Genomic DNA, 19,142 nt, shown 5'->3' on the forward strand with positions numbered 1-19,142 from the left:
AAATCGAGTCTAAATCAAATCAGGGGATAGTCAATCGAATCCATAGTGAAAGGTTGCAGAAACTTGGGGGTAGTCAAACTTTGCATTCCTTAAATATCATGTAGTTACAGTTGTATGGTGATTTCTTGTCGTTTTTGTGAAAAACATAGGTAAGTTTGATGACAGAATTAGAGTGGTTGCACTGTTTGTACATACTCTGGTTTCGGACAAGAAAGCCGCTAAATTGACCTGAAGCCCCCCCGTATTTAAAGGCTTTATTTATAAAATCATCTAATATTTAGTTGGTTGTTTTAATGGTTTTGCTACCTTTTTAGACGGTAAAGGTTACCATTGTCAGTACTAAAGAAGATGTTCCCATCTGGCGAAGTTTCGATGTCTCTGATTCTTTCGCCCAAGCTTTCTAGAATACGTTGCTCGTCAGTCGCATCACCTTGCTCATTGACCGTTACGACATTAATATGGGTAAGTTTAAGTGCGCCTGCTAATAGTTTTCCTTTTAGCTCTGGGAACTTATCCCCTTGATAAACCACTAAGCTGCCGGGGGCGATGGAAGGAATGTAGACCTTTTTAGGCGCCTCGATGCCTTCTTTGGTTTCAGACTCACCAACGCTGATTGGCCCCCAATACTCTTTACCATGAGATGTGACAGGCCATCCGTAGTTGGCTCCCGCTTTTATTAGGTTAATTTCATCACCTCCACGCGGGCCATGCTCAATCGACCATAACTTTTTGGTAGGGAAGTCGTAGAACAGTCCTTGCGGATTTCGGTGGCCATAGCTCCAGATCTCGTTGAGAACTTTGTCGTCGTTTACAAATGGGTTGTCGCTTGGTGTGCTTCCGTCTGCACTCAAGCGCAATATCGAGCCTGCATGGGTTAAGGTATTTTGCCCGTTATCTCGATTTCCACGGTCGCCAATCGAAAAGTAGAGGTGGCTATCATCGAAGGTAATGCGACTGCCAAAGTGACGTCCAGTGTCGGTTCTCGATTCTGAAACGAATACATCTTGCCAATTAGACACTTCACCATTTTTGTAATCAGCAGAAGCGAGTGTGGTTACACCTTCGTCATCAATGTTTTTGCTGTAAGTAATATAGAGTTTGTTTTCTTCAAAGGGCGAGAAGGTGATATCTAATGCTCCGCCTTGGCCTTTTACCCACACATTAGGAAGTCTAAAAAGTGTGCTCTGATCACCCGTTTTTAAATTAACATGTTTGATCACACCTTCTTTTTCTGTGACTAGCATGGATCCTTCGTCAACATAGGCGAGCCCCCATGGAATCACGATCCCATCGGTGATCTTCTCAGCTTGCCACGCAAAAGCCGTTGTTGAGGTAAGGGGACCAGACAGAGCAAGTGCCAAAGCTGAGGTGAGAATACGGTGATAAGTGTTCATTTAAGTCCCTTCATTGTTGCGATCTAGTGTTAGTCTAGCGTGTGTCAGTGACAGGCGGAAAGTTAAGGTGTGTGAAAAGTGATTATTCACATATTTAGTCCAGCCGGTGTTGTATGATTATACGAGCTAACGTATGTTTACCCTGCGACAATCCAATCGATCCTTTCGGAGCACCATGAATATCATACCTGCAACATTCTCTCTATCTTCTATATCTCTATGTTGTGAGGTTGATAAACCAAACCTTTTAACAACGTGTACAGCCTCATGAGCCGTCGATTTGATTTTAAGTCGATCTTACTGGCGTGTTTGGTCATCAGTATCGGTCAACTCAGTATGGGTTTGGTGTTTCCTTCTTTACCCTGGATCGCAAAGGATTTTGATGTATCGCTAGAACAAGCCCAGTTCTTAGTGAGTGTCTACCTGCTAGGCTTCGGACCTTCTCAGTTTGTTTATGGTCCAATTTCAGATGCTTTGGGGAGGAAAAAGGTACTATTGGGTGGCTTATTACTTGCCATGTGTGGCTTGTTGATGATCATCTTCTTCAGCCATTCTTTTACCAGTATGGTGTTGGGGCGCTTCCTACAGGGTTTAGGTACAGGCTGTTGTGCTGTACTGGCTCGCGCTTCCACACGAGATAGATTCAGCGGAGCTGACTTACCATTAGTCATGTCTTATATCGCGATGGTTGCGTCGATTACGCCTCTTATTGCACCGGTCATTGGTGGCTTTATCAACTTCCACTTTGGTTGGAGTATGGTGTTTATCTCGCTACTTGGATATGTCTCATTGGCTTGGGTGGTCTTGGCGCTTAAATTCAAAGAAACCGTTACTCAGTTCTCTGCGATTCCTTCACCAAAGAAAATGGTGTTTCAATACAAGGAGCTACTTACATCTCGCTACTTTATGAGCTTTGCGAGCATTGGTTGGCTTAACTTTAGTTTGATGATCACGACTGTGTCTGTGATGCCGTTTATCATGCAGAATCAGATTGGCATGACGTCCGACGAATATGCAATGTGGGCGATAATACCTGCATTGGGCATGCTAGGTGGAACAAGCTTGTGTAACCGTATTCGTCCAATATTAGGTAATAAGAAAACACTGGTATGTACGCCTGTATTACACATTTCGGCAGCGTTGTGGCTGTTCTTCTGCCCACTTAAGCCGGTCTATCTAATGCTCGGTCAGTTTTTGATGATACTGGGGAATGGCATCGCGTTACCTTGTGCTCAAGCTTTGGTGATGTTGCCTTACAAAAAGAACGCAGGAGCAGCGGCTGCGATGTCGGGAGGCGGCCAAATGGTTGTGTCTTCGCTGGTAAGCATGGGGTTGGTTAAACTTGGTCTTGGTGAAGCGTGGCATTTGTCATTGGTAATCGCACTATTCACTGCGATTACGTTATTGAATATTTTGCGTGGCTTTAGTAGCCAAGAAGCCAGAGACGCTCAGCTTAGCTAGTTAAAGGAGTTATCAAATCTAAACTGAAAGGCCACTGAAATGATGAGCTTCAATGGCCTTTTTTAAGCTCAGCGCTTTGGTTTAACTTGCCCAGACTATCTGATATTCGCAGACGACAGCGACCTTTTCACTGGCTGCAGTCTTGGCTGGAACTGGATGGTCGATCAGTCGGATAGGGGACTCATAGAGCTCGGACAAGGCCTGCTCATTAAGCAACTTATCAGCGCTTCCTTCAAAGGCGATCTTACCTTTCTTTAGAGCGACTATGTGTGTCGCGTAACGCAGTGCAAGATTCAAGTCGTGCAGAATTACGATGATTCCAACGTCTTCTTTCTTATTGAGTTCAGATAGCAAACCCATCAATTGGAACTGGTGATGAACATCTAGCGCGGATGTTGGCTCGTCGAGAATCAATATGGGAGACTGTTGGGCGAGCAACATCGAAACCCACGCTCGTTGGCGTTCACCGCCGGATAAATCGTCCGCTAAAACTTGTGAAAACTCTGTAACGCCCGTTCTATCCATGGCTTGTTTGATAATGGACTGGTCTTCAGAGTCCCAACGACCAAACGCACCTCGCCAAGGAAAACGCCCTAATCGAACCAGTTCTTCGACCGTTAAGCCTGCCGAAGCTGGAAGCTTTTGAGGTAAATACGCAATCTTTTTGGCTAGGTCTTTGCTTTTGAAAGAAGAGATAGGAGCGCCATCCAGCTTTACTGTGCCGTGATCTGCTGCCATTTGACCAGAGAGCAAGTTAACCAGTGTCGATTTACCAGAACCATTGTGACCAAGAACGACCGTAAGTTCATTGGTTGGAGTGGAAAGCTCGTCAATTGAGAGAATGGTACGCTCGTCACGAACCATTTTGAAATTTGAAAGCTGAAACATGTCTGTCCTGGATTTTAAGATTAAGGAATGGTGTTAAGCGGTTTTCTTATTGTCTGGGTGTCTAGGGCAATCGTCACAATATTTTCTAGAGTCACACTTGTAGACTAGGCAACAGCTGACCCTAACGAGCTTAAGCATCCCTGTAGTATCGTCGACTTTGAGGCTCTCTAAGTGGTTCTCTGGAAGTTGGCAAGCTGTTAACCATAGCCTTGCTTGCTCTGTGATGTACTCATTGGTCAGGCTTTGTTCGCGCTGTTGCAGTTTGATCAAACAACCCAACAGTAGATCCGCGAGCAAATGGTTGGTAAACCCCGGGCGAATGCGTGTCCACTCACTGATCTGGCTGCGGAAAAACTCCGTGAGTTCTAATATTGCTTGACCCGCATGTGGTATTAACTCTTCTGGTGTACCGTGTTGGTGATCACCATTGAAGAAGCGGTACCCAGTGACGAACTCTTTATACCTAAACTGACCGATATTCTTGATATCTGGTAATGAATGAAGGCCATAGATAGAAACGAAGGTGACGTAGATTGGCTGCCAGCATACTAGATCCCAAGTTCGGGTTAACCAATAAGCTTTACCTGCCTCAGAGTGATTTTCCGCTAAGCCATCGTAAACGCGCTTTATCTCTATATGGCTTTTATCATTTGTCATGGCGATACTTCTGCTGCTCAAAGAACCATAACTGCCGCTTAAATATGGGGTAATTTGTTTTGAATAAGCAAAAATTTTTTGGTGTAAAGAAGGGGCTCTACGACGAGTGGCGATATTGTGCAGCTGGGAAAGCATGTTAAACCAGTAAATGATAATCAGTTTCGTTATCATATCTAACATTATCGATGATAACCATACAAAATGGAGCATTTCCTCGTAGAACTCTTATTATAAAATTTATAAATTGAGAGAGTCCTAGTCACTTTTAAGTGATAAAATCTTCTTTAAATGATAAAAAGTAATTCTGAATCTACTTAATTGCTGCCACTAGCGAGATTACAAAAGCGTGACTATGAACACTCCTGCATTTGATCGTATTAGCCGTGTCTTGGCTTATATACATGCGAACCTCAGCTCGACATTATCTTTAGAGGATATCGCGAAACAGAGCTGTTGGTCTCGTTGGCAGCTGCAAAGAGTGTTTCAAGCCGAAACTGGGCTCACTGTGGCGAACTACGTCAGAGAGCTTAAGTTAAGCCTAGCGGCTGAAGAACTGTTAGATACCAAAGAGCGGGTTATCGATATCGCGCTTGAACTAGGATTCAATTCAGAAATTAGTTTTAGTCGCTCGTTTAAGCAGATGTTTGGCTCTAGCCCAAGCCAGTATCGAAAAGCGGGCAAAAGAACGGGGCTTCGTAAACCGATACAAGTGTCTGACACGCTGAGCAGCGCTGATAATGGCCCGCTGAGCTTTGTTGAAGTTCGTATTGAGGAAAGAGAGTCGTTCCTAGTGAAAGGTATCACTTCTGAAATCAGTGGTCTGTTTTCGCTGACACAAGATTTTGCACAGAAAGTCCCTCAATTGTGGTCACGCTTAGAAGGGGAAGTGACACTACCTGACGACAATGCCTATAAGTTTATTGGTGTGGTTGATCTCACTCAGGCTTGCTTTGATGGTACCAATATTCATTATTGGGCTGGAGTTGAACTTAACGATGAGATTTCAATTCCCCAATTGCCGAGTATTATCTCTGACAAGTTAGAGGTCTTAAATATTCCAAAGCAAACCTATGCTGTTGTCAAACATTGTGGCCCGATTGAGAATCTTCGACATACTTTGAGTTGGTTTGTACTCAATTGGTTACCGTGTTCTGGTTATCGAGGTGTTGATGGCTACGAGCTTGAAGTATACCCACTCGGCTATCAAACTCATGCAGCGGATGCAGTGATGGAGTACTGGGTTCCTATTATTAAATCGTAGTCATATCGTCGCCTAGCATACTCTTTACAAATCCTCTCATTCATAAGGTCAATTGTGTTTTTAATCATCAATTGACCTTATTTTTTTGTAAATAGGCCAAGTTCTTTTTGAACTTGCACCAAATTGTTAATTATCCCATCGATAGATACTTACAATGCAAATGAGATTTATTATTATTTACAATAAGCATTGGTACCGAGGGAATCATGACCACTCACACTCGTTTTAAGTATTCATCACCAGCAGTTGCATTGCTAACTGCATTTTCAGCGCAAGCCATGGCGGAAGAGACCGTTACTACGGCAGATTCGAATGTAGAAACTGTTACGATTATGGGTAAAGCCTATCGTAATACTGCAACGAAAACTGTTTTAGCCCCTGAGGAGACTCCGCAGACTCTTAACGTTATCGAAAGTGAAGAGATGAAACAGCGTGGTGTTAAGTCTGTTATGCAAGCTCTTCGATACGCTCCTGGCGTTTCTACTGAGAACAAAGGTGGTGCAGTAGTCCTCACTGATTGGGTGAAAATTCGTGGTTTTGATTCTACTAATAACTACTACGACGGAATGATGTTACCGATTCTTCCTGGTTGGAATGTAAAACCTCAAATCGATCCAATTGCGATGGAGCGTTTAGAAATATTCAAAGGTCCAACGTCTGTTCTTTACGGAAGTATGCCACCAGGAGGTATGGTTAATATCATCGCCAAAGCTCCTAAGTTTGAAGAATCTACGAAAGTTGGTTTAGCTACGGGGTTAGATAACCTTGTCGAAGCATCAATTGATACAACAGGCGCACTAAGTGACAACTTGGCTTACCGTTTAGTTGCTCTTGGGCGTAAAAAAGATACGCAAGTGGATGGTGTTGAAGAAGAGAGATATGTGATTGCACCTTCACTCGATTGGTATGTGTCTGATAAAACTTTTATTAACTTCAATCTCTATTATCAGAATGATCCTGCACTCGGTCAGAACGTGACTCTACCGTTAGCTGCGATTAAATCAGGTAAAATCGCACCATCGACATTTGCTGGTGATGTGAACTACAACACCATCGAAAGAGATTTCTTGATTACTGGTTACAAATTTAATCATGACTTCAACTCCAATTGGGCTTTCTTACAAAACTTCCGCTACATGCAGGCTGATTTTTATCAAGAAAGTACTGCCAGTGGCGATTTTGATGCTACAACGGGAGAGTTGGAACGCTCTGCATATAGCACTGATGAAAGCTCTAAGGGTATAAGTGTTGATAACCAACTATCGGGTTTAGTGCCCACTGGCGCATTGGATCACTATTTACTCTTCGGTCTAGATTACAGAAACATTGAAGGTGATGTAGCTTACGACGCTTTCGCAGGTGTTGACGGAATCAACCTTTATAACCCAAATAACGATAAGTTGAACCCGAACAATTTCACTAAAGTGTATTATCAGAATGACGACATTGAAATGAGTCAGCTTGGCCTTTATTTCCAAGACCAAATGTTAATTGATAATTGGGTATTCATCGCTGGTGGTCGTTTTGACAAAGTCGAAACAACAACCAAGGTATCTGTGGGGGGCGGGGCTCCAAGCAAAGCTGAAACCGACGATACTAACTTTTCATACCGTTTAGGTGCTTTGTACAAATTTGACAATGGCTTATCTCCATTCGCTAATTTTGCAACTAGCTTCGAGCCTAATGCAAAACTAGATGCTAGTGGTAATAACCTAGATCCTGAAACTGGTGAGCAAGTAGAGTTTGGTCTTAAGTATGACTCATACGAAAATATGGTATCTGGCTCGTTGGCTCTCTTCCAAGTTAATAAGAAAAATGTAGGTGTTCGCCCTGACGGAGCTTCACCATGGACTGCCGTTGGTGAGATCCGATCGCAAGGTGTTGAGCTAGAAGGCCGTGCGCAAGTAACTGATAACCTTGACCTGTTGGCTAACTATACGTATACCGACATGGAAGTTACCGAAGATAAAGATGCTTCGAACATTGGGCAAACACCTGTTTTCGTACCAGATCATACTGCAAATGTTTGGGCTAACTATTTTGTACGTGACGGTGTTCTGAATGGTCTTAGAGTTGGTGGCGGTGTACGTTATGTGGGTGCAACCGTACTCAATGATGCATCAGATAAAAACAAAGGCACTGTTCCTTCATACACTTTAGTTGATCTATCGCTTGGCTACGACTTAGGTCAAATGAACAGTTCTTTAAAGAATGCGACAGCGAGTCTCGTTGCGAATAACATTTTCAACGAAGAATATTACACGTGCTGGAACGAGAGCTATTGCTGGTACGGACAAGAACAAACCGTTGAATTCAACGTAAACTATGAATTCTAACTAGATTAGTGTCTCCCAATTTTAAAGCAGCCTTTGTTAGGCTGCTTTTGTCGTTTGTAGAAATATCGAATTTAGATTAAGCAGGCAAATATATGAACTTAAAATCAATCGCTTTTCATTTTTCTAAAGTAAAAAACTTGAATACAAAATTCGCTCCAATGATTTTAGCGAGCGCCTTATCGTTAAATGCGTTGGCGGATTACCGAGTTGAAGACAGCGAAGGAGTGAAAACCGTTGAAGTTCAACCCGTTCGAGTAGCTGCGCTAAATTGGGACAATGGGCAGTTTTAGAGCGGATGTGCCAGTTGACTATATTGGTCACCGGTATGTGATTGATGCTCTTGAAACGAATGGCATTAAGCGCTTTGTATTGGTGACGTCTTTAGGTTGTGGTGACTCATGGCAATATTTGTCAGAGCGCTCTAAGAAAGGGTTTGGCGCTGCCGTTCGTGAAAAGTCGTTGGCGGAAGCGTGGTTAATGTCGAGCTCGCTGGATTATACGATTTTACGTCCTGGTGGCTTATTAGATGGTGAAGTGACGGGTAACGGTGAGCTTTCTCAACACGTGGAAGTGCATGGCGTGATTTACCGACAAGAAGTGGCTCGTCTTATCGAAACCTTATTGGCAAACGACGCAAGTTTCGGGCAAGTCTATCAATGTATTGATCCTACGGTTAAGTATGGATAAAAGCCCGGTATTATTTTCTGGAGGCATTTCAATCTAGTGAAAAGTTTTAAGGCCGTTTAGTCTCACCGAGCGGCTTTTTTTGTTTTTTGTCCTCAACGAGTTCCATTTGAAGCAAATGTTACCTGTTTCTTATGTGAGAATGCCTCTCTCTTAATCTAGATTAAGTTTTACCTGTCTTATTCTCTGTAGTATCCCCGCAATCAGCCTCGCACTAGATGGGGTAATGGCGCAATACGATTGAATGAGGATTAGATTTGAGTACTTTGTTTGCAGAAACCCGCATTGGCAGCATGACACTAAAGAACCGTTTTATGAGCAGTGCAACGTGGGAAAATATGGCGACTGAAGATGGTCATATGACAGATGAACTTTACGCTATCTATGAAGAGCTAGCTCAAGGTGAGGTTGGCTTGATCGTGACGGGTTACGCGAACATCGTTGAAGAAGAAAAACCGAATGCTGGCATGATGGGTATGTATAACGACTCGTTTATAGAGGAGTATAAAAAGCTAACTCAGTTGGTACATGACAACGACACTAAAATCGTAATGCAATTGGCTTATGGCGGTACTAAAACCACTCATGACCTTGGGGAGCGAGTGATCTTCGCACCGAGTGAGGTTCCTGAAAAAGGGACGCAAACACTGGGTAAAGTAATGACCAAAGAGGATATTGACTATATTGTTGATGCGTTTGCCAAAGCGTCATTAAGAGCTAAGCAATCGGGCTTTGATGGTGTAGAAATTCATGCTGCTCACACGTACCTGATCAACCAGTTCTTGAGCCCTTATTACAACCAACGTGAAGATGCATACGGCGGTAGCTTAGAAAATCGCATGCGATTCTTGCTTGAGATCTACGCGGCAACACGTAAGTTGGTTGGTGATGATTTCCCTATCTTGGTTAAGCTGACGGCTTCTGAGTTTTTCGAGGGCGGTGTGACCTTCGATGAAACGCGTTTGGTGTGTAAAACGCTAGAAGAGGCAGGCGTTGATGGCATTATCGTTTCTGGCAACATTCATGGCAAAGCCGAAACCATGATTGGCGAGTCATACGACGGGTTTACTATCCAAGCTGAAGGTTACTTCCATGAATATGGCCACGAAATTAGCCAAGACGTCGACATTCCTGTTATCACGGTGGGCGGCTTAACGGATTTTGATGCCATTGAAAAAATCGCAAATAATACGGGTATCGAGTACTTTGCACTTTCTCGACCTCTATTATCTGAACCTCATCTAATCAAACGCTGGAAAGAGGGACACCGAAGCCCAGTTGAGTGTGAGAGATGTTCTAAGTGTCGCACCAAGCGTGGTAACTTCTGTGTGGTAAACAAAGACAGAAAAGTGCAGCTAGCTAAAATGTATTCACTTAAGCAAAAGCTAAGTATGAATCTAAACCTGAGCCTGTGTAATACCGCAGGCTCTTGTTTTTCTGACTCTACCTGAGCACAGAACCCTGTGAACCGCAGCTTGGTTGTGATGTATAAACCATTGTTTAGCTTAAGACTTAACTACTCAAAAGTGATGATTGCGTTCGAATTGGGTTTGATGGCTTATGCGTATTAACCGACTAGCAAGCTTGGCAGTGAGTTCATTCCTCCTTTGTATTAAGGTGAATTGATGTACATGCCGACTACTGACTCGGGCATTGCGATCGATAGGGCACGTGAATTACTGTAGCAAACCAACAAGCTGATTAAAAAAGCATCTCAGAAGTTCAAATACCATGGGAAAAACCAGACGATAAGAGACTGCTACCACTTATGTTCCATTGACTGCGAATTCTCGATTGGTTCTGCCGCAGAGCAGCTGTAGCATCGTGAAATGCTGAAAAATATGGGTAATCATACTCATGATTCTGGCAGTACAGTGACACTAAAACCGAGCAAAGCGAAGCAGGTGCTTTGGCATTTCCATAGAGACAATCACGCAGAATTTGCCTGTAATATTCCAGGGCACGCAGAAGCAGGTATGGTGAAAAGTGTAACGCTTTAAATGCTAATTATTAGTTCTTGGTTGGATTAAAAATTCAATCGGGCTAGGAAATTAAAGATAAGTCTTAACTCATACCTGTGCGTTAGTTGAGACTTATCTTCCTTTCTCATTACTGTAAAAGAATCGATGTTTCCAATAGGTGCTGCGCTTCGCAACTTAGATGAGGGAGATCTGACATGATTCTTTTAAGTTTGTCGTCGATAGACTCCACTTCACTCAAAGAACGAAACGCTAGAATAGCTTGCTCAGGCTCACTGCTCACATAACCCTTCAACGTATTAAGTTGAATCTTGTTCGCGTTTTCGACTTTGGACAGGGCGATATTGATTGTCTCAATATTGATAGTTAACTCATTGCTTTTGAACATTCTTATTATTTTATGGTTGTTTCTAGTTGAGCGCACATTAACATAATGAAGGATTTGAACATTGACCGAGATTATAAAACTAGAACAATTCCGAGAAACAGTAAGAGTCGTAAAGGGGAAACTAAAGGTAATTTAAGCAGTTAGAGGGTTAAGTCAAAGTATTACAATTATCTTTGAAGATTGAGTTCGATTTGAGGGGGTAAACGATAAACTTGAATTGGAGCGTGCAGCGGGAATCGAACCCGCATCATCAGCTTGGAAGGCTGAGGTAATAGCCATTATACGATGCACGCACACTGTCTTAAGGGTAAGACTGAGGCATTAAGAAGACTTGGAGCGTGCAGCGGGAATCGAACCCGCATCATCAGCTTGGAAGGCTGAGGTAATAGCCATTATACGATGCACGCACATCGTCTTAACGAGTTTGATAATGCCACATCTAACTGAAAACGAAACCTTTTTCTTCCATTTTTATTCCAAGTGCTCGCATAACCACCACTCCGCTAGTTTTTCAACCACGTTTGGTGTTTCGTGGTTGCATAAAGTGTGACTAAGCTCTCATTAAGCGTTCTGTTCTTAAATGTCATGACTAACGCTAGTTTTGGATGAATTTTAATCTTGGTTTATAAACCGCCGCGTTGTTTGCTCTTTGTTCAGTATTTAACCTAAACTTTATGAATAACCTCGTTAACATACGCGGGGTTTTTGAGCAGACTTAACGGTCTGTTTATAACAATATGGATGCATAGATTTAACTTGTGAACAATTCTTATTATTCATAGGCTTAATTCTAAATAAGTAGATTCATTCGTACTTTTCAATGTTCGGAGAAAAAGTGACCAATCCAGTTGATAAATTACGCAAAAACCTCGTCATTACCTCTATCGTCTGGTACATTTGCCGCACATTTTGTTTCCCCTAAAATACCCATGCCTTCTCAGTACCGAATTAACAAAATAGTTGAAATTGGCGATACACTTCACCGCAGTGGCTGTGCCCCTTATAAGCTTGAAAAATATACACAGTATTATGCTAAAAAGCATGGTGTAGACGTAATGATTCAAGCAACACCGACCGCGATTAATTATCAATTTCCAGACGATAACAATGCCGTTATTCTCAAGCGTCTAAAGCCAGCTTCAATCAACCTGAGTTTGTTGGCGAATACCATCATTCGTATTAATCAACCAAGCAGTGAACCAGTCCCAGAGCCAGTGGGTTACCCTAAATGGATTATTGCACTGGCTAATATGGGGATTCCACCTGCGTATCTAATGCTGGTCGGCAGTACTTTGGAAGCTGTAGGCTTCTCTGCGCTACTTGGCTTGATGGTTTGGGTATGTCAGCAAATTCTTCATTCACGCCGCGCGATTGCGGTTGAATTCATCTCTGCACTATTAACCGGTATTGCTGTGGCGTTCTTGGCAAGCACAGGGCTACCAATTCCGGTATGGGCGTTGTGTATTGCCTCGATCGTTTTGTTTGTCCCCGGGTTATCTATAGCCAATGCATTAGAGTGTTTGGCTTTTAACGATTTAGTCTCTGGTACCAGTTTACTAGGTCAGAGTGCCTTAACACTGATAAAATTGTTTGTCGGCATCATCATGGGGCTCAATATTGGTGAGGCTGTGTGGGGGCAAGCGGTATCTATTGATTACACCAATGCTGTGCCGACTTGGATGCATATTTCTGGATTAGTGCTCATCTCTGCATCATTGGGTGTAATGTTCAATGCAAGACCTATGGATATTTTGTTAGGGTTGCCAGTTGCAGTATTGGGGATGTGGGGACCATTCTATCTAGGTTTTGATAGTGGTTGGGTTGTTGGTACCTGGGTAACTACGGTATTGATCACTTTATACGGTACTTGGATTGCGAAGAAAATGGATTTAACTGGCGCTATCTATATTGTGCAAGGAATCATTATCTTAGTTCCGGGTAGCCGTGTTCTAGTGAGTGCCAGTCAATCAGTATTTGAGCAGTCTATTTTGCCGATTCCGAGCATCGGCTTATCGGCGCTATTTATGTTCTCGGCGATCGTAGCTGGGCAAATCACGGCGTATTCCATTTACTCCCCAAAAGTCGAACGTTAAGACGCTTTATTTATCGGAACCTTCTAAACAAACACAGCTCACTGCTGTGTTTGTTCGTTTTGGAGCCGCTCTTTCTTACCACCAACTCATCTTGATGCAATTGATTCGATTTATGCTCGCCAACCTTGGAAAGAGCCATTAAGATTGAACATAAATTCCATTTAAATGAAGTAGTAACGTATGTCTTTACCTCCTTGTCCGCAATGTCAGTCTGAATATGTTTACCCGGACCAAAACAACTTAATCTGCCCTGAGTGCGCTCATGAGTGGAATCCAGAAGAAGAGCGTTTGGAAAGAGAAGCTGCGCGAGTGAAAGATGTTAATGGCGTTGTGTTAGAGACTGGCGACAAAGTCACCTTCATCAAAGATTTAAAAGTAAAAGGCAGTTCTAGCGTGCTAAAAATTGGTACCAAAGCTGTGATTCGACGCATCAACGAAGGTAAAGACCATCAGCTAGATTGCAAACTGGATGGTGGCGGTGAAATGTTAATAACCGCGAAGTACGTGAAAAAACAGTAATCTATGTTTTGCGTGATTGTCGCAAATGTTCAATGCTTCACTTAGCTTTCTCGGCATACTTTCTAGAAGATTAATGACACTAGGTAAAAAGTTAATGATTAGAGAATACAGAACAGCCTACACTGATGCCGTTTTAGATATTTGGCTTGAGGCTTCCATCAAGGCGCATGATTTTATAGCGCCTGAGTTTTGGAAGTCACAAGTGGGCAATATGCGTGATATTTACCTTCCTGCGTCACAAACCTATGTCTATCTGAACGGTGACCAAGTTTGTGGTTTTTATTCGCTCCATGAGGGCGTGTTAGCTGCGATCTTTGTGAGCCCAATAGAGCAGGGATGTGGTATCGGAAAACAACTCATGACACATGCTAAGCTGCAGTGCCCGAATTTGTCTTTGAGTGTGTACAGAGAGAATCAAGCAAGTATTGGATTTTACCGTTCCCAAGGTTTTGAAATTGTTCGCGAACAAGTTGATGAACATACAGGGAATCAAGAATACTTCATGCGTTTAGCTTAGGCTCAGCGCACAGTCAGACAAGCATTAAGTAGGAGTGAAAACGACATGAATATAGTCAAAGCCGATTTATCGCATTCAACAGCCTTTCATCATTATGTGAATGCTTGTGCTGAAGATGGGCTTGATATCTACACTGGTATTTCTGATAGCAGTGACGCTTATTTAAAAAGGCGTATTGCTTATTCTAGAGGTGAAGGCTTGCCAGAAGGTTGGACTCCAGCTTCTACCTATTTTTGTATTGATTGTGGCGAGATCCTTGGTGTGATTCGAGTTCGTCATGGAACGACCGACTACATCCATGATGTCATCGGACACATAGGCTACGAGACTCTGCCCCAAGCGAGAGGGCGAGGTGTCGCTAGCTATATGTTGTCTTGGATACAACATCACGCGTTAACAGAAAGCGCTATCATTACTTGTGAAAGTGGCAATATCGCTTCGAAGAAAGTGATTGAGAAGTGCGGTGGTCAGTCCTTGAGTACATTTTATTCAGAGCAAGACAGACAGGAAGTACTGCGATATCAACTAGACCCTAAATGAACCTTAATTAAGTAAGACACCCTAGTTACTGTTGGAGATATTTTGAAGTATTCAACAAGGCCTGCTCAGTCATCAGATTATGAGTTTCTGTTCGAGCTTAAAAAGGCCGCGGAGTTCGAACCGATCAAAGCCGTATTTGGTTGGGATGAGCAAGTCCAGAGAGATATACACGCCGAAGAGTGGGAAGAAGAAAGACCTGAGATTATTGAACTTCAAGGCAAAGCCATTGGCAGTGTGTTGCTGCAAGACAAAGGTGACCACTTATACTTTTGTCGATTTTTCTTGCTGCCTGAATATCATGGTAAGGGTATTGGAAGCCAAGTTTTGACGGATTGTTTAGCCCACGCTTCAAAGCTTAATAAGCCAGTAGAGCTGTGTTATTTGCAAGGTAATCGAGTTGGGGAGTTGTATCTCCGATTTGGTTTTGAAATCACCTCGCAAAACGATCAGTTTGTTTATATGTGGCGTAAATAGACATCCATTCAAAATGGTTACAGCGTGTCCGTAACTTGATAGGCTCCTGACACCCATCTAGCGTAAAATCTTGTAAAACTCCCTATGCTTGATGATTAAGTGATTACACTTAGAACAGATCGAGCGTAAGGGAGTGTGAAATGTATGGTTATCTGGCTTCAGCACCCCTGTATAAGCAAAGGTTGTGCTTTTAACCTAGATTAGGAGCAGCTCAAAAGTGTATTTGGCCATTTCTATCAATGCTTAATTTAACTTTGGAATAAACTTAATTTCGTTTAACCGTGTAATAACCAGCTCTTCAGTTTCCTTGAGCCAATATAGCGAATCGCTTGATAGATATGACCTTTATTCGAAACTGCTAAAATCTCATCAACTTTCATGTAATTCGAAAACATAATTGCGAGCTCCACCATTAGTGACTTTGGCCTTAACCCGTGTAACGAACGCGTTAGTTCTTTGATCTTATCTTGGCTGCTGGTGATGCGCTTGTTTGTGCCTTGTAGGCAGCCGATGTGCATGGTGCGCTGCCCATTATTATCTGAGATATTGAAGGTGACCGAGTAAATAGTCAGCCCGGTATTGGCCTCGACGAGTTTGATCCCCAGGGAGCCTTCACGAGACTTCCCCGAGAAAGTCTCAATCCTAAACTCATCTCCATTTCGATCTGCAAAGGTCAGAAGCTCAAAGTTAGAAAGGTGCAGATGCACTGTGTTTGGACCAAATGTTCGTTCTAAAAGTTCGAAGTGAGAATGCAGTAACGAAGCACGTGTTTTAGGCTTGATATCAATACAGATGAACGGCTTGAGTGGCTTTTCAAAGATCTTGGGGTTCTGCTCAAGAAGGTTTGAGAGATTGTTTTTCTCTTTTAGCTGATGCACTTTGCGAATGATCTTAGGGTGCATAACGCCCCATAGTGTAAAGCGCAGATTTTTCTTGATTCGGGTTAAACCTTTAGTGTTTGGGTTTACAGCATTGGAAATGCTCAACGATTTGACGAAAGTTTTGCACGTTTACCTCAACTGAGAAAACAAAAAAGCATCGTGGAAAATAAGAAACGATGCTCCATAAAATGATAAGTAGGGGTTAGTGAAAAAATCGTGAAGCCAGAGCTTATGACTTTATTGCTAATAATGCTCCGAATGTTAAAAGGCCAAATCCACACGCTTGGTTGAGCCTTTTCTTGGCTTTCAACAAGTGTTTTTGCAAAGTCTTCGAAGTAAATAACATTGCGACAATTCCAAACCACAAGCCGTGAAGGACAACCATGTAAAGCCCATAACCGAGTACAACATGCAGGTTTTCAGCGTCAGGGGAGATGACTTGGCTAAAGATGCTTAAGAAGAACAGCATGGTTTTAGGGTTAAGCACGTTGCACAAAAAGCCTTGTGCCAAATAGCGCCAGGTACTGGTGTGTTGCGTCGTTCCCTCCATAGGGCCAAGTTTGCTGTCTGCGCTCAGTATTCCCTTTATTCCAAGGTAAATAAGGTAAGCGGCACCTGCGTATTTAATGATGTCGAAAAGTTGTTCTTTTTGTGAGATTAAGTAACTGATACCGAGCATTGAATAGCTAATATGAACGCAAATCGCTAGGCTTACTCCTAACGCTGTCCAAATACCAGCTTGCCTACCTTGATTGACGCTATTCTTCAGAACTAAAACGAAATCAGCACCTGGACTTATAACAATCAATAGCCCCAACACCGCTAAGCTTAACCACTCCATAAATACTCCAACTCTATTATTTGATGAGCCGCCATTGTATGGTTTTTATTTGCTACCTATAATCGAAATGAAATCCACAAAACTGTGAGAAAAAATCACACATGAGGCATCTTAAAGCATTTCATGTTTTTCATGTCGCCGCGCATTCGATGAGTTATAGCGAAGCGGCAGAAAAGCTGAACATTACCCATGGTGCGGTGAGCAAACAGATCAAGGTGTTAGAAAGTCACTTGTCACAAACTCTGTTTTATAAGCAGGGTCGCAATGTGTGTTTGACCAAAGAGGGTGAGCTGCTTAAAGGCTACACAGAGCAAGCGTTTCAGGCGTTGGACACAGGTATCCAAAAGCTCAACCAACTGAACAACCACGCGCTCGAAGTGTCGTGCGAACCAACATTGACCATGCGCTGGTTGATGCCTCGTTTAGGCGATTTTTACGCCGAGTCGGGTATTGATGTTCGTTTGTCGACTGCTGGTGGGGCTGTGAATCTGGATGCGACTGGCCTTGATATGGCAATTCGGCGCGATGATTTTAAGCTGACCGAGAGCCATAAACAGACACCATTAGTTGAAGAGTGGGTTGGTCCCGTTTGCTCTCCCGAATACTGGCAACAAGTAAAGGAGAACTTGGGTGATATGAAGTTATTGCACAGCAGTACTCGACTGAATGCATGGGCGCATTGGATGTCCATCACAAAAGACGCAGTAGACAGCGAGGTATTATCGCAAGTAGCAATGAACCAAACATTCGCACACTTCTATTTTTGTTTTCAGGCGGCTGTCGATGGGTTAGGGGTTGCACTTGGGTCGTATCCACTTGTCGCTGACGATATTGAAAGAGGCAATTTGATCGCGCCGTTTGGCTTTGTAGCTTCTGGTCATCAGTACATATTGATCACACAAGGCAGCGATCAAGATGAATCAGGGCATTCGTTCGTGACTTGGCTGAAGAGTGAGTTGTCGCAGTGTGTTCCAACTAATGAGCCAATGCATCCTAACGGCAAAGGCTAACTGACCTTTGATGTCGATTGTTTAGCAAGCTCATGGGGCGGTACACCAAACGCTTTCTTAAACGCATTGTTGAAGTTTGAAGGATGTTGATAACCCGCTTCATAGGCCGCTTCGGTGATTGAAACTAAGCCGCGCTCTAAATGCAGACGTGCGATGTCTAGGCGTCGGTGGCGAATATAGCCATTGATGGTTAGGTTGTAAGACTGTTTAAAGCGGCGTTGTAAATTAGAGACACTCATTGAGAATCTACTCGCGATACTTTCAAGGCTGAGCGGTTGATCCAGGTTGATTTCAATGTAGCTGATGATGTCTTCTATCTTATTATCGAACGCTTTTTCGGCCTTAACTTGGTGACCGTTTTGAGCAAAGCCAATGTTTTTACTCGTGCTGTTTGGGCTAACGTTTATACTCTCAGTGGTGCACTCTTGGCAACATCGGAGCGGCATTTGAGACAATGTTTGAGCAAGTAACTGCTGAGTCAGTGTCTCGAGCATAAGCTTGTCCTGAAAGTTGGTTGGTATCGCTTGGCGTGTAAGCGTGCTAGCGAGTTGAATGATGTTGGGGTTGACCTGAATATCGTAACAAGCCTTATGCGTATCTAAGAATGACTTACTTGAACAGTGATCACTCAAACGTGTTTTAATCCATTGCGGCTTAACCAAGATATTGATCTTATTCATTTTGTTATCTTGAATTAACGAACGTCTAAAGTTGGCTGGTTTGGCTAGATTGACTACCACGCCTTGTGGTCCATTACTGGCATCGAGGTCGAACTCCAAATCGTCGTAGCCAAAGATGAGCTTTCCTCCGAGAAGGATAGTAATCAAAATAGCGGAGTGGGCCGTGGATACGATATTACTGTCGACCAGTTCGATACAGCGGCCACCATGGACAAAAATTTGGTCGTTGTATTGGTAAGAAAGAAACTTCCCCTCAGCGAGTGAAGTCTGCTTAGTTTGACCTTGTGTCACGATGATCTGCTTTTCAGTCTGTTCTAGCTTTTTGGTGAGAGCGACCCTCTTGGTTAATGTAGACTTTTTAGCTATCACATTCGCTTTCGCCACAGCCGTTTCGGCAAGTTTAGTTTGCTCTGACGTTACTTCACCCATTTCACCTTTCCTCATAACAGCAATGCGTTTTCGCATAAGCAAATCATCTGTGCATTTATAAATTACAAACCTATCATATTTACGAATTATTATCATTTACACCTAGGATT

At 43.0% G+C, this 19,142-nt stretch carries 17 protein-coding genes, 2 tRNA genes and 4 pseudogenes; 14 read left to right on the forward strand and 9 right to left on the reverse strand.

Features of this window, described 5'->3' with window-relative positions; translation table 11 throughout:
* Positions 1-302 precede the first annotated feature (302 nt).
* A complete protein-coding gene (locus A3712_RS22375; RefSeq protein WP_063525100.1) occupies positions 303-1,394 on the reverse strand; it encodes a PQQ-dependent sugar dehydrogenase in 1,092 nt (363 codons plus the stop codon).
* A gap of 267 nt (positions 1,395-1,661) precedes the next feature.
* Between A3712_RS22375 and A3712_RS22380 the strand changes: the two genes are divergently transcribed.
* A complete protein-coding gene (locus A3712_RS22380; RefSeq protein ID WP_063525101.1) occupies positions 1,662-2,855 on the forward strand; it encodes an MFS transporter in 1,194 nt (397 codons plus the stop codon).
* Between the two features lie 81 nt (positions 2,856-2,936).
* Here the strand turns inward: A3712_RS22380 and A3712_RS22385 are convergent, their stop codons facing one another.
* Positions 2,937-3,743: an ABC transporter ATP-binding protein gene (locus tag A3712_RS22385; protein ID WP_063525102.1), complete on the reverse strand. Its 807-nt coding sequence runs from the start codon at positions 3,741-3,743 to the stop codon at positions 2,937-2,939.
* A 33-nt stretch (positions 3,744-3,776) separates the two neighbouring features.
* Complete coding sequence (locus tag A3712_RS22390) at positions 3,777-4,535, reverse strand: siderophore ferric iron reductase (RefSeq protein ID WP_063525179.1); 759 nt, start codon at positions 4,533-4,535, stop codon at positions 3,777-3,779.
* Between the two features lie 217 nt (positions 4,536-4,752).
* Here A3712_RS22390 and A3712_RS22395 point away from each other — a divergent pair, with 217 nt between their 5' ends.
* From A3712_RS22395 to A3712_RS27125, 7 genes and pseudogenes are all read left to right on the forward strand, one after another.
* The gene (locus tag A3712_RS22395) at positions 4,753-5,661 is read left to right on the forward strand and encodes an AraC family transcriptional regulator (RefSeq protein WP_063525103.1); all 909 of its coding nucleotides are present in this window, start codon (positions 4,753-4,755) and stop codon (positions 5,659-5,661) included.
* Positions 5,662-5,867: 206 nt separating this feature from the next.
* On the forward strand, positions 5,868-7,997 hold the full coding sequence (locus tag A3712_RS22400) for a TonB-dependent siderophore receptor (protein ID WP_063525104.1): 2,130 nt from the start codon (positions 5,868-5,870) through the stop codon (positions 7,995-7,997).
* Between the two features lie 92 nt (positions 7,998-8,089).
* Positions 8,090-8,272: pseudogene (locus tag A3712_RS28480) on the forward strand (iron-siderophore ABC transporter substrate-binding protein); the annotation flags it as partial.
* Positions 8,265-8,684, forward strand: a pseudogene (locus tag A3712_RS22405) (NAD(P)H-binding protein); the annotation flags it as partial. The pseudogenes A3712_RS28480 and A3712_RS22405, both read left to right, overlap by 8 nt.
* Before the next feature lie 254 nt (positions 8,685-8,938).
* Positions 8,939-10,132 carry an NADH:flavin oxidoreductase gene (locus A3712_RS22410; RefSeq protein ID WP_157618856.1) on the forward strand — a complete coding sequence of 398 codons (1,194 nt, stop codon included), beginning with the start codon at positions 8,939-8,941 and terminating at the stop codon, positions 10,130-10,132.
* A gap of 3 nt (positions 10,133-10,135) precedes the next feature.
* A pseudogene (locus A3712_RS28485) lies at positions 10,136-10,463 on the forward strand (CusA/CzcA family heavy metal efflux RND transporter); the annotation flags it as partial.
* A pseudogene (locus A3712_RS27125) lies at positions 10,457-10,681 on the forward strand (copper-resistant cuproprotein CopI); the annotation flags it as partial. The pseudogenes A3712_RS28485 and A3712_RS27125, both read left to right, overlap by 7 nt.
* Before the next feature lie 109 nt (positions 10,682-10,790).
* On the opposite strand, the gene A3712_RS22415 reads toward A3712_RS27125, so the two are convergent.
* From A3712_RS22415 to A3712_RS22425, 3 genes are all read right to left on the reverse strand, one after another.
* Positions 10,791-11,048, reverse strand: a complete 258-nt coding sequence (locus A3712_RS22415) for a hypothetical protein (protein WP_063525105.1) — start codon at positions 11,046-11,048, stop codon at positions 10,791-10,793.
* Positions 11,049-11,266: 218 nt separating this feature from the next.
* Positions 11,267-11,341 (reverse strand) — tRNA-Gly (locus A3712_RS22420).
* Positions 11,342-11,380: 39 nt separating this feature from the next.
* Positions 11,381-11,455: transfer RNA gene (locus tag A3712_RS22425), tRNA-Gly, on the reverse strand.
* A 522-nt stretch (positions 11,456-11,977) separates the two neighbouring features.
* Here A3712_RS22425 and A3712_RS22430 point away from each other — a divergent pair.
* The 5 genes from A3712_RS22430 to A3712_RS22450 all read left to right on the forward strand — a co-directional run bounded on the left by A3712_RS22430 (position 11,978) and on the right by A3712_RS22450 (position 15,191).
* Positions 11,978-13,141, forward strand: coding sequence for a threonine/serine exporter family protein (locus A3712_RS22430; RefSeq protein ID WP_063525106.1), 1,164 nt, complete (start codon positions 11,978-11,980; stop codon positions 13,139-13,141).
* Between the two features lie 180 nt (positions 13,142-13,321).
* Positions 13,322-13,660 (forward strand): zinc ribbon domain-containing protein YjdM, encoded by a 339-nt coding sequence (locus tag A3712_RS22435; RefSeq protein WP_063525107.1) that lies wholly within the window; start codon positions 13,322-13,324, stop codon positions 13,658-13,660.
* Between the two features lie 94 nt (positions 13,661-13,754).
* Complete coding sequence (locus tag A3712_RS22440) at positions 13,755-14,177, forward strand: N-acetyltransferase (RefSeq protein WP_063525180.1); 423 nt, start codon at positions 13,755-13,757, stop codon at positions 14,175-14,177.
* 45 nt (positions 14,178-14,222) lie between these two features.
* Positions 14,223-14,717, forward strand: coding sequence for a GNAT family N-acetyltransferase (locus A3712_RS22445; protein WP_063525108.1), 495 nt, complete (start codon positions 14,223-14,225; stop codon positions 14,715-14,717).
* Between the two features lie 42 nt (positions 14,718-14,759).
* Entirely contained in the window at positions 14,760-15,191 is a 432-nt protein-coding gene (locus tag A3712_RS22450; protein ID WP_063525109.1) for a GNAT family N-acetyltransferase, read from the forward strand.
* A gap of 275 nt (positions 15,192-15,466) precedes the next feature.
* Here A3712_RS22450 and A3712_RS22455 read toward each other — a convergent pair whose 3' ends face one another.
* Complete coding sequence (locus A3712_RS22455; protein WP_231891866.1) at positions 15,467-16,093, reverse strand: DUF535 family protein; 627 nt, start codon at positions 16,091-16,093, stop codon at positions 15,467-15,469.
* Between the two features lie 208 nt (positions 16,094-16,301).
* Complete coding sequence (locus tag A3712_RS22460) at positions 16,302-16,913, reverse strand: LysE family translocator (protein WP_063525110.1); 612 nt, start codon at positions 16,911-16,913, stop codon at positions 16,302-16,304.
* A 101-nt stretch (positions 16,914-17,014) separates the two neighbouring features.
* Here A3712_RS22460 and A3712_RS22465 point away from each other — a divergent pair, with 101 nt between their 5' ends.
* The gene (locus A3712_RS22465; RefSeq protein WP_063525111.1) at positions 17,015-17,923 is read left to right on the forward strand and encodes a LysR family transcriptional regulator; all 909 of its coding nucleotides are present in this window, start codon (positions 17,015-17,017) and stop codon (positions 17,921-17,923) included.
* On the opposite strand, the gene A3712_RS22470 is transcribed toward A3712_RS22465, so the two are convergent.
* Positions 17,920-19,128 (reverse strand): helix-turn-helix domain-containing protein, encoded by a 1,209-nt coding sequence (locus A3712_RS22470; protein ID WP_063525112.1) that lies wholly within the window; start codon positions 19,126-19,128, stop codon positions 17,920-17,922. The two genes, A3712_RS22465 and A3712_RS22470, sit on opposite strands and share 4 nt — an antisense overlap.
* Positions 19,129-19,142: the final 14 nt, after the last annotated feature.

It is taken from the genome of Vibrio sp. HI00D65, from assembly GCF_001635455.1.
In the GTDB taxonomy this organism is placed as follows: Bacteria; Pseudomonadota; Gammaproteobacteria; order Enterobacterales; family Vibrionaceae; genus Vibrio.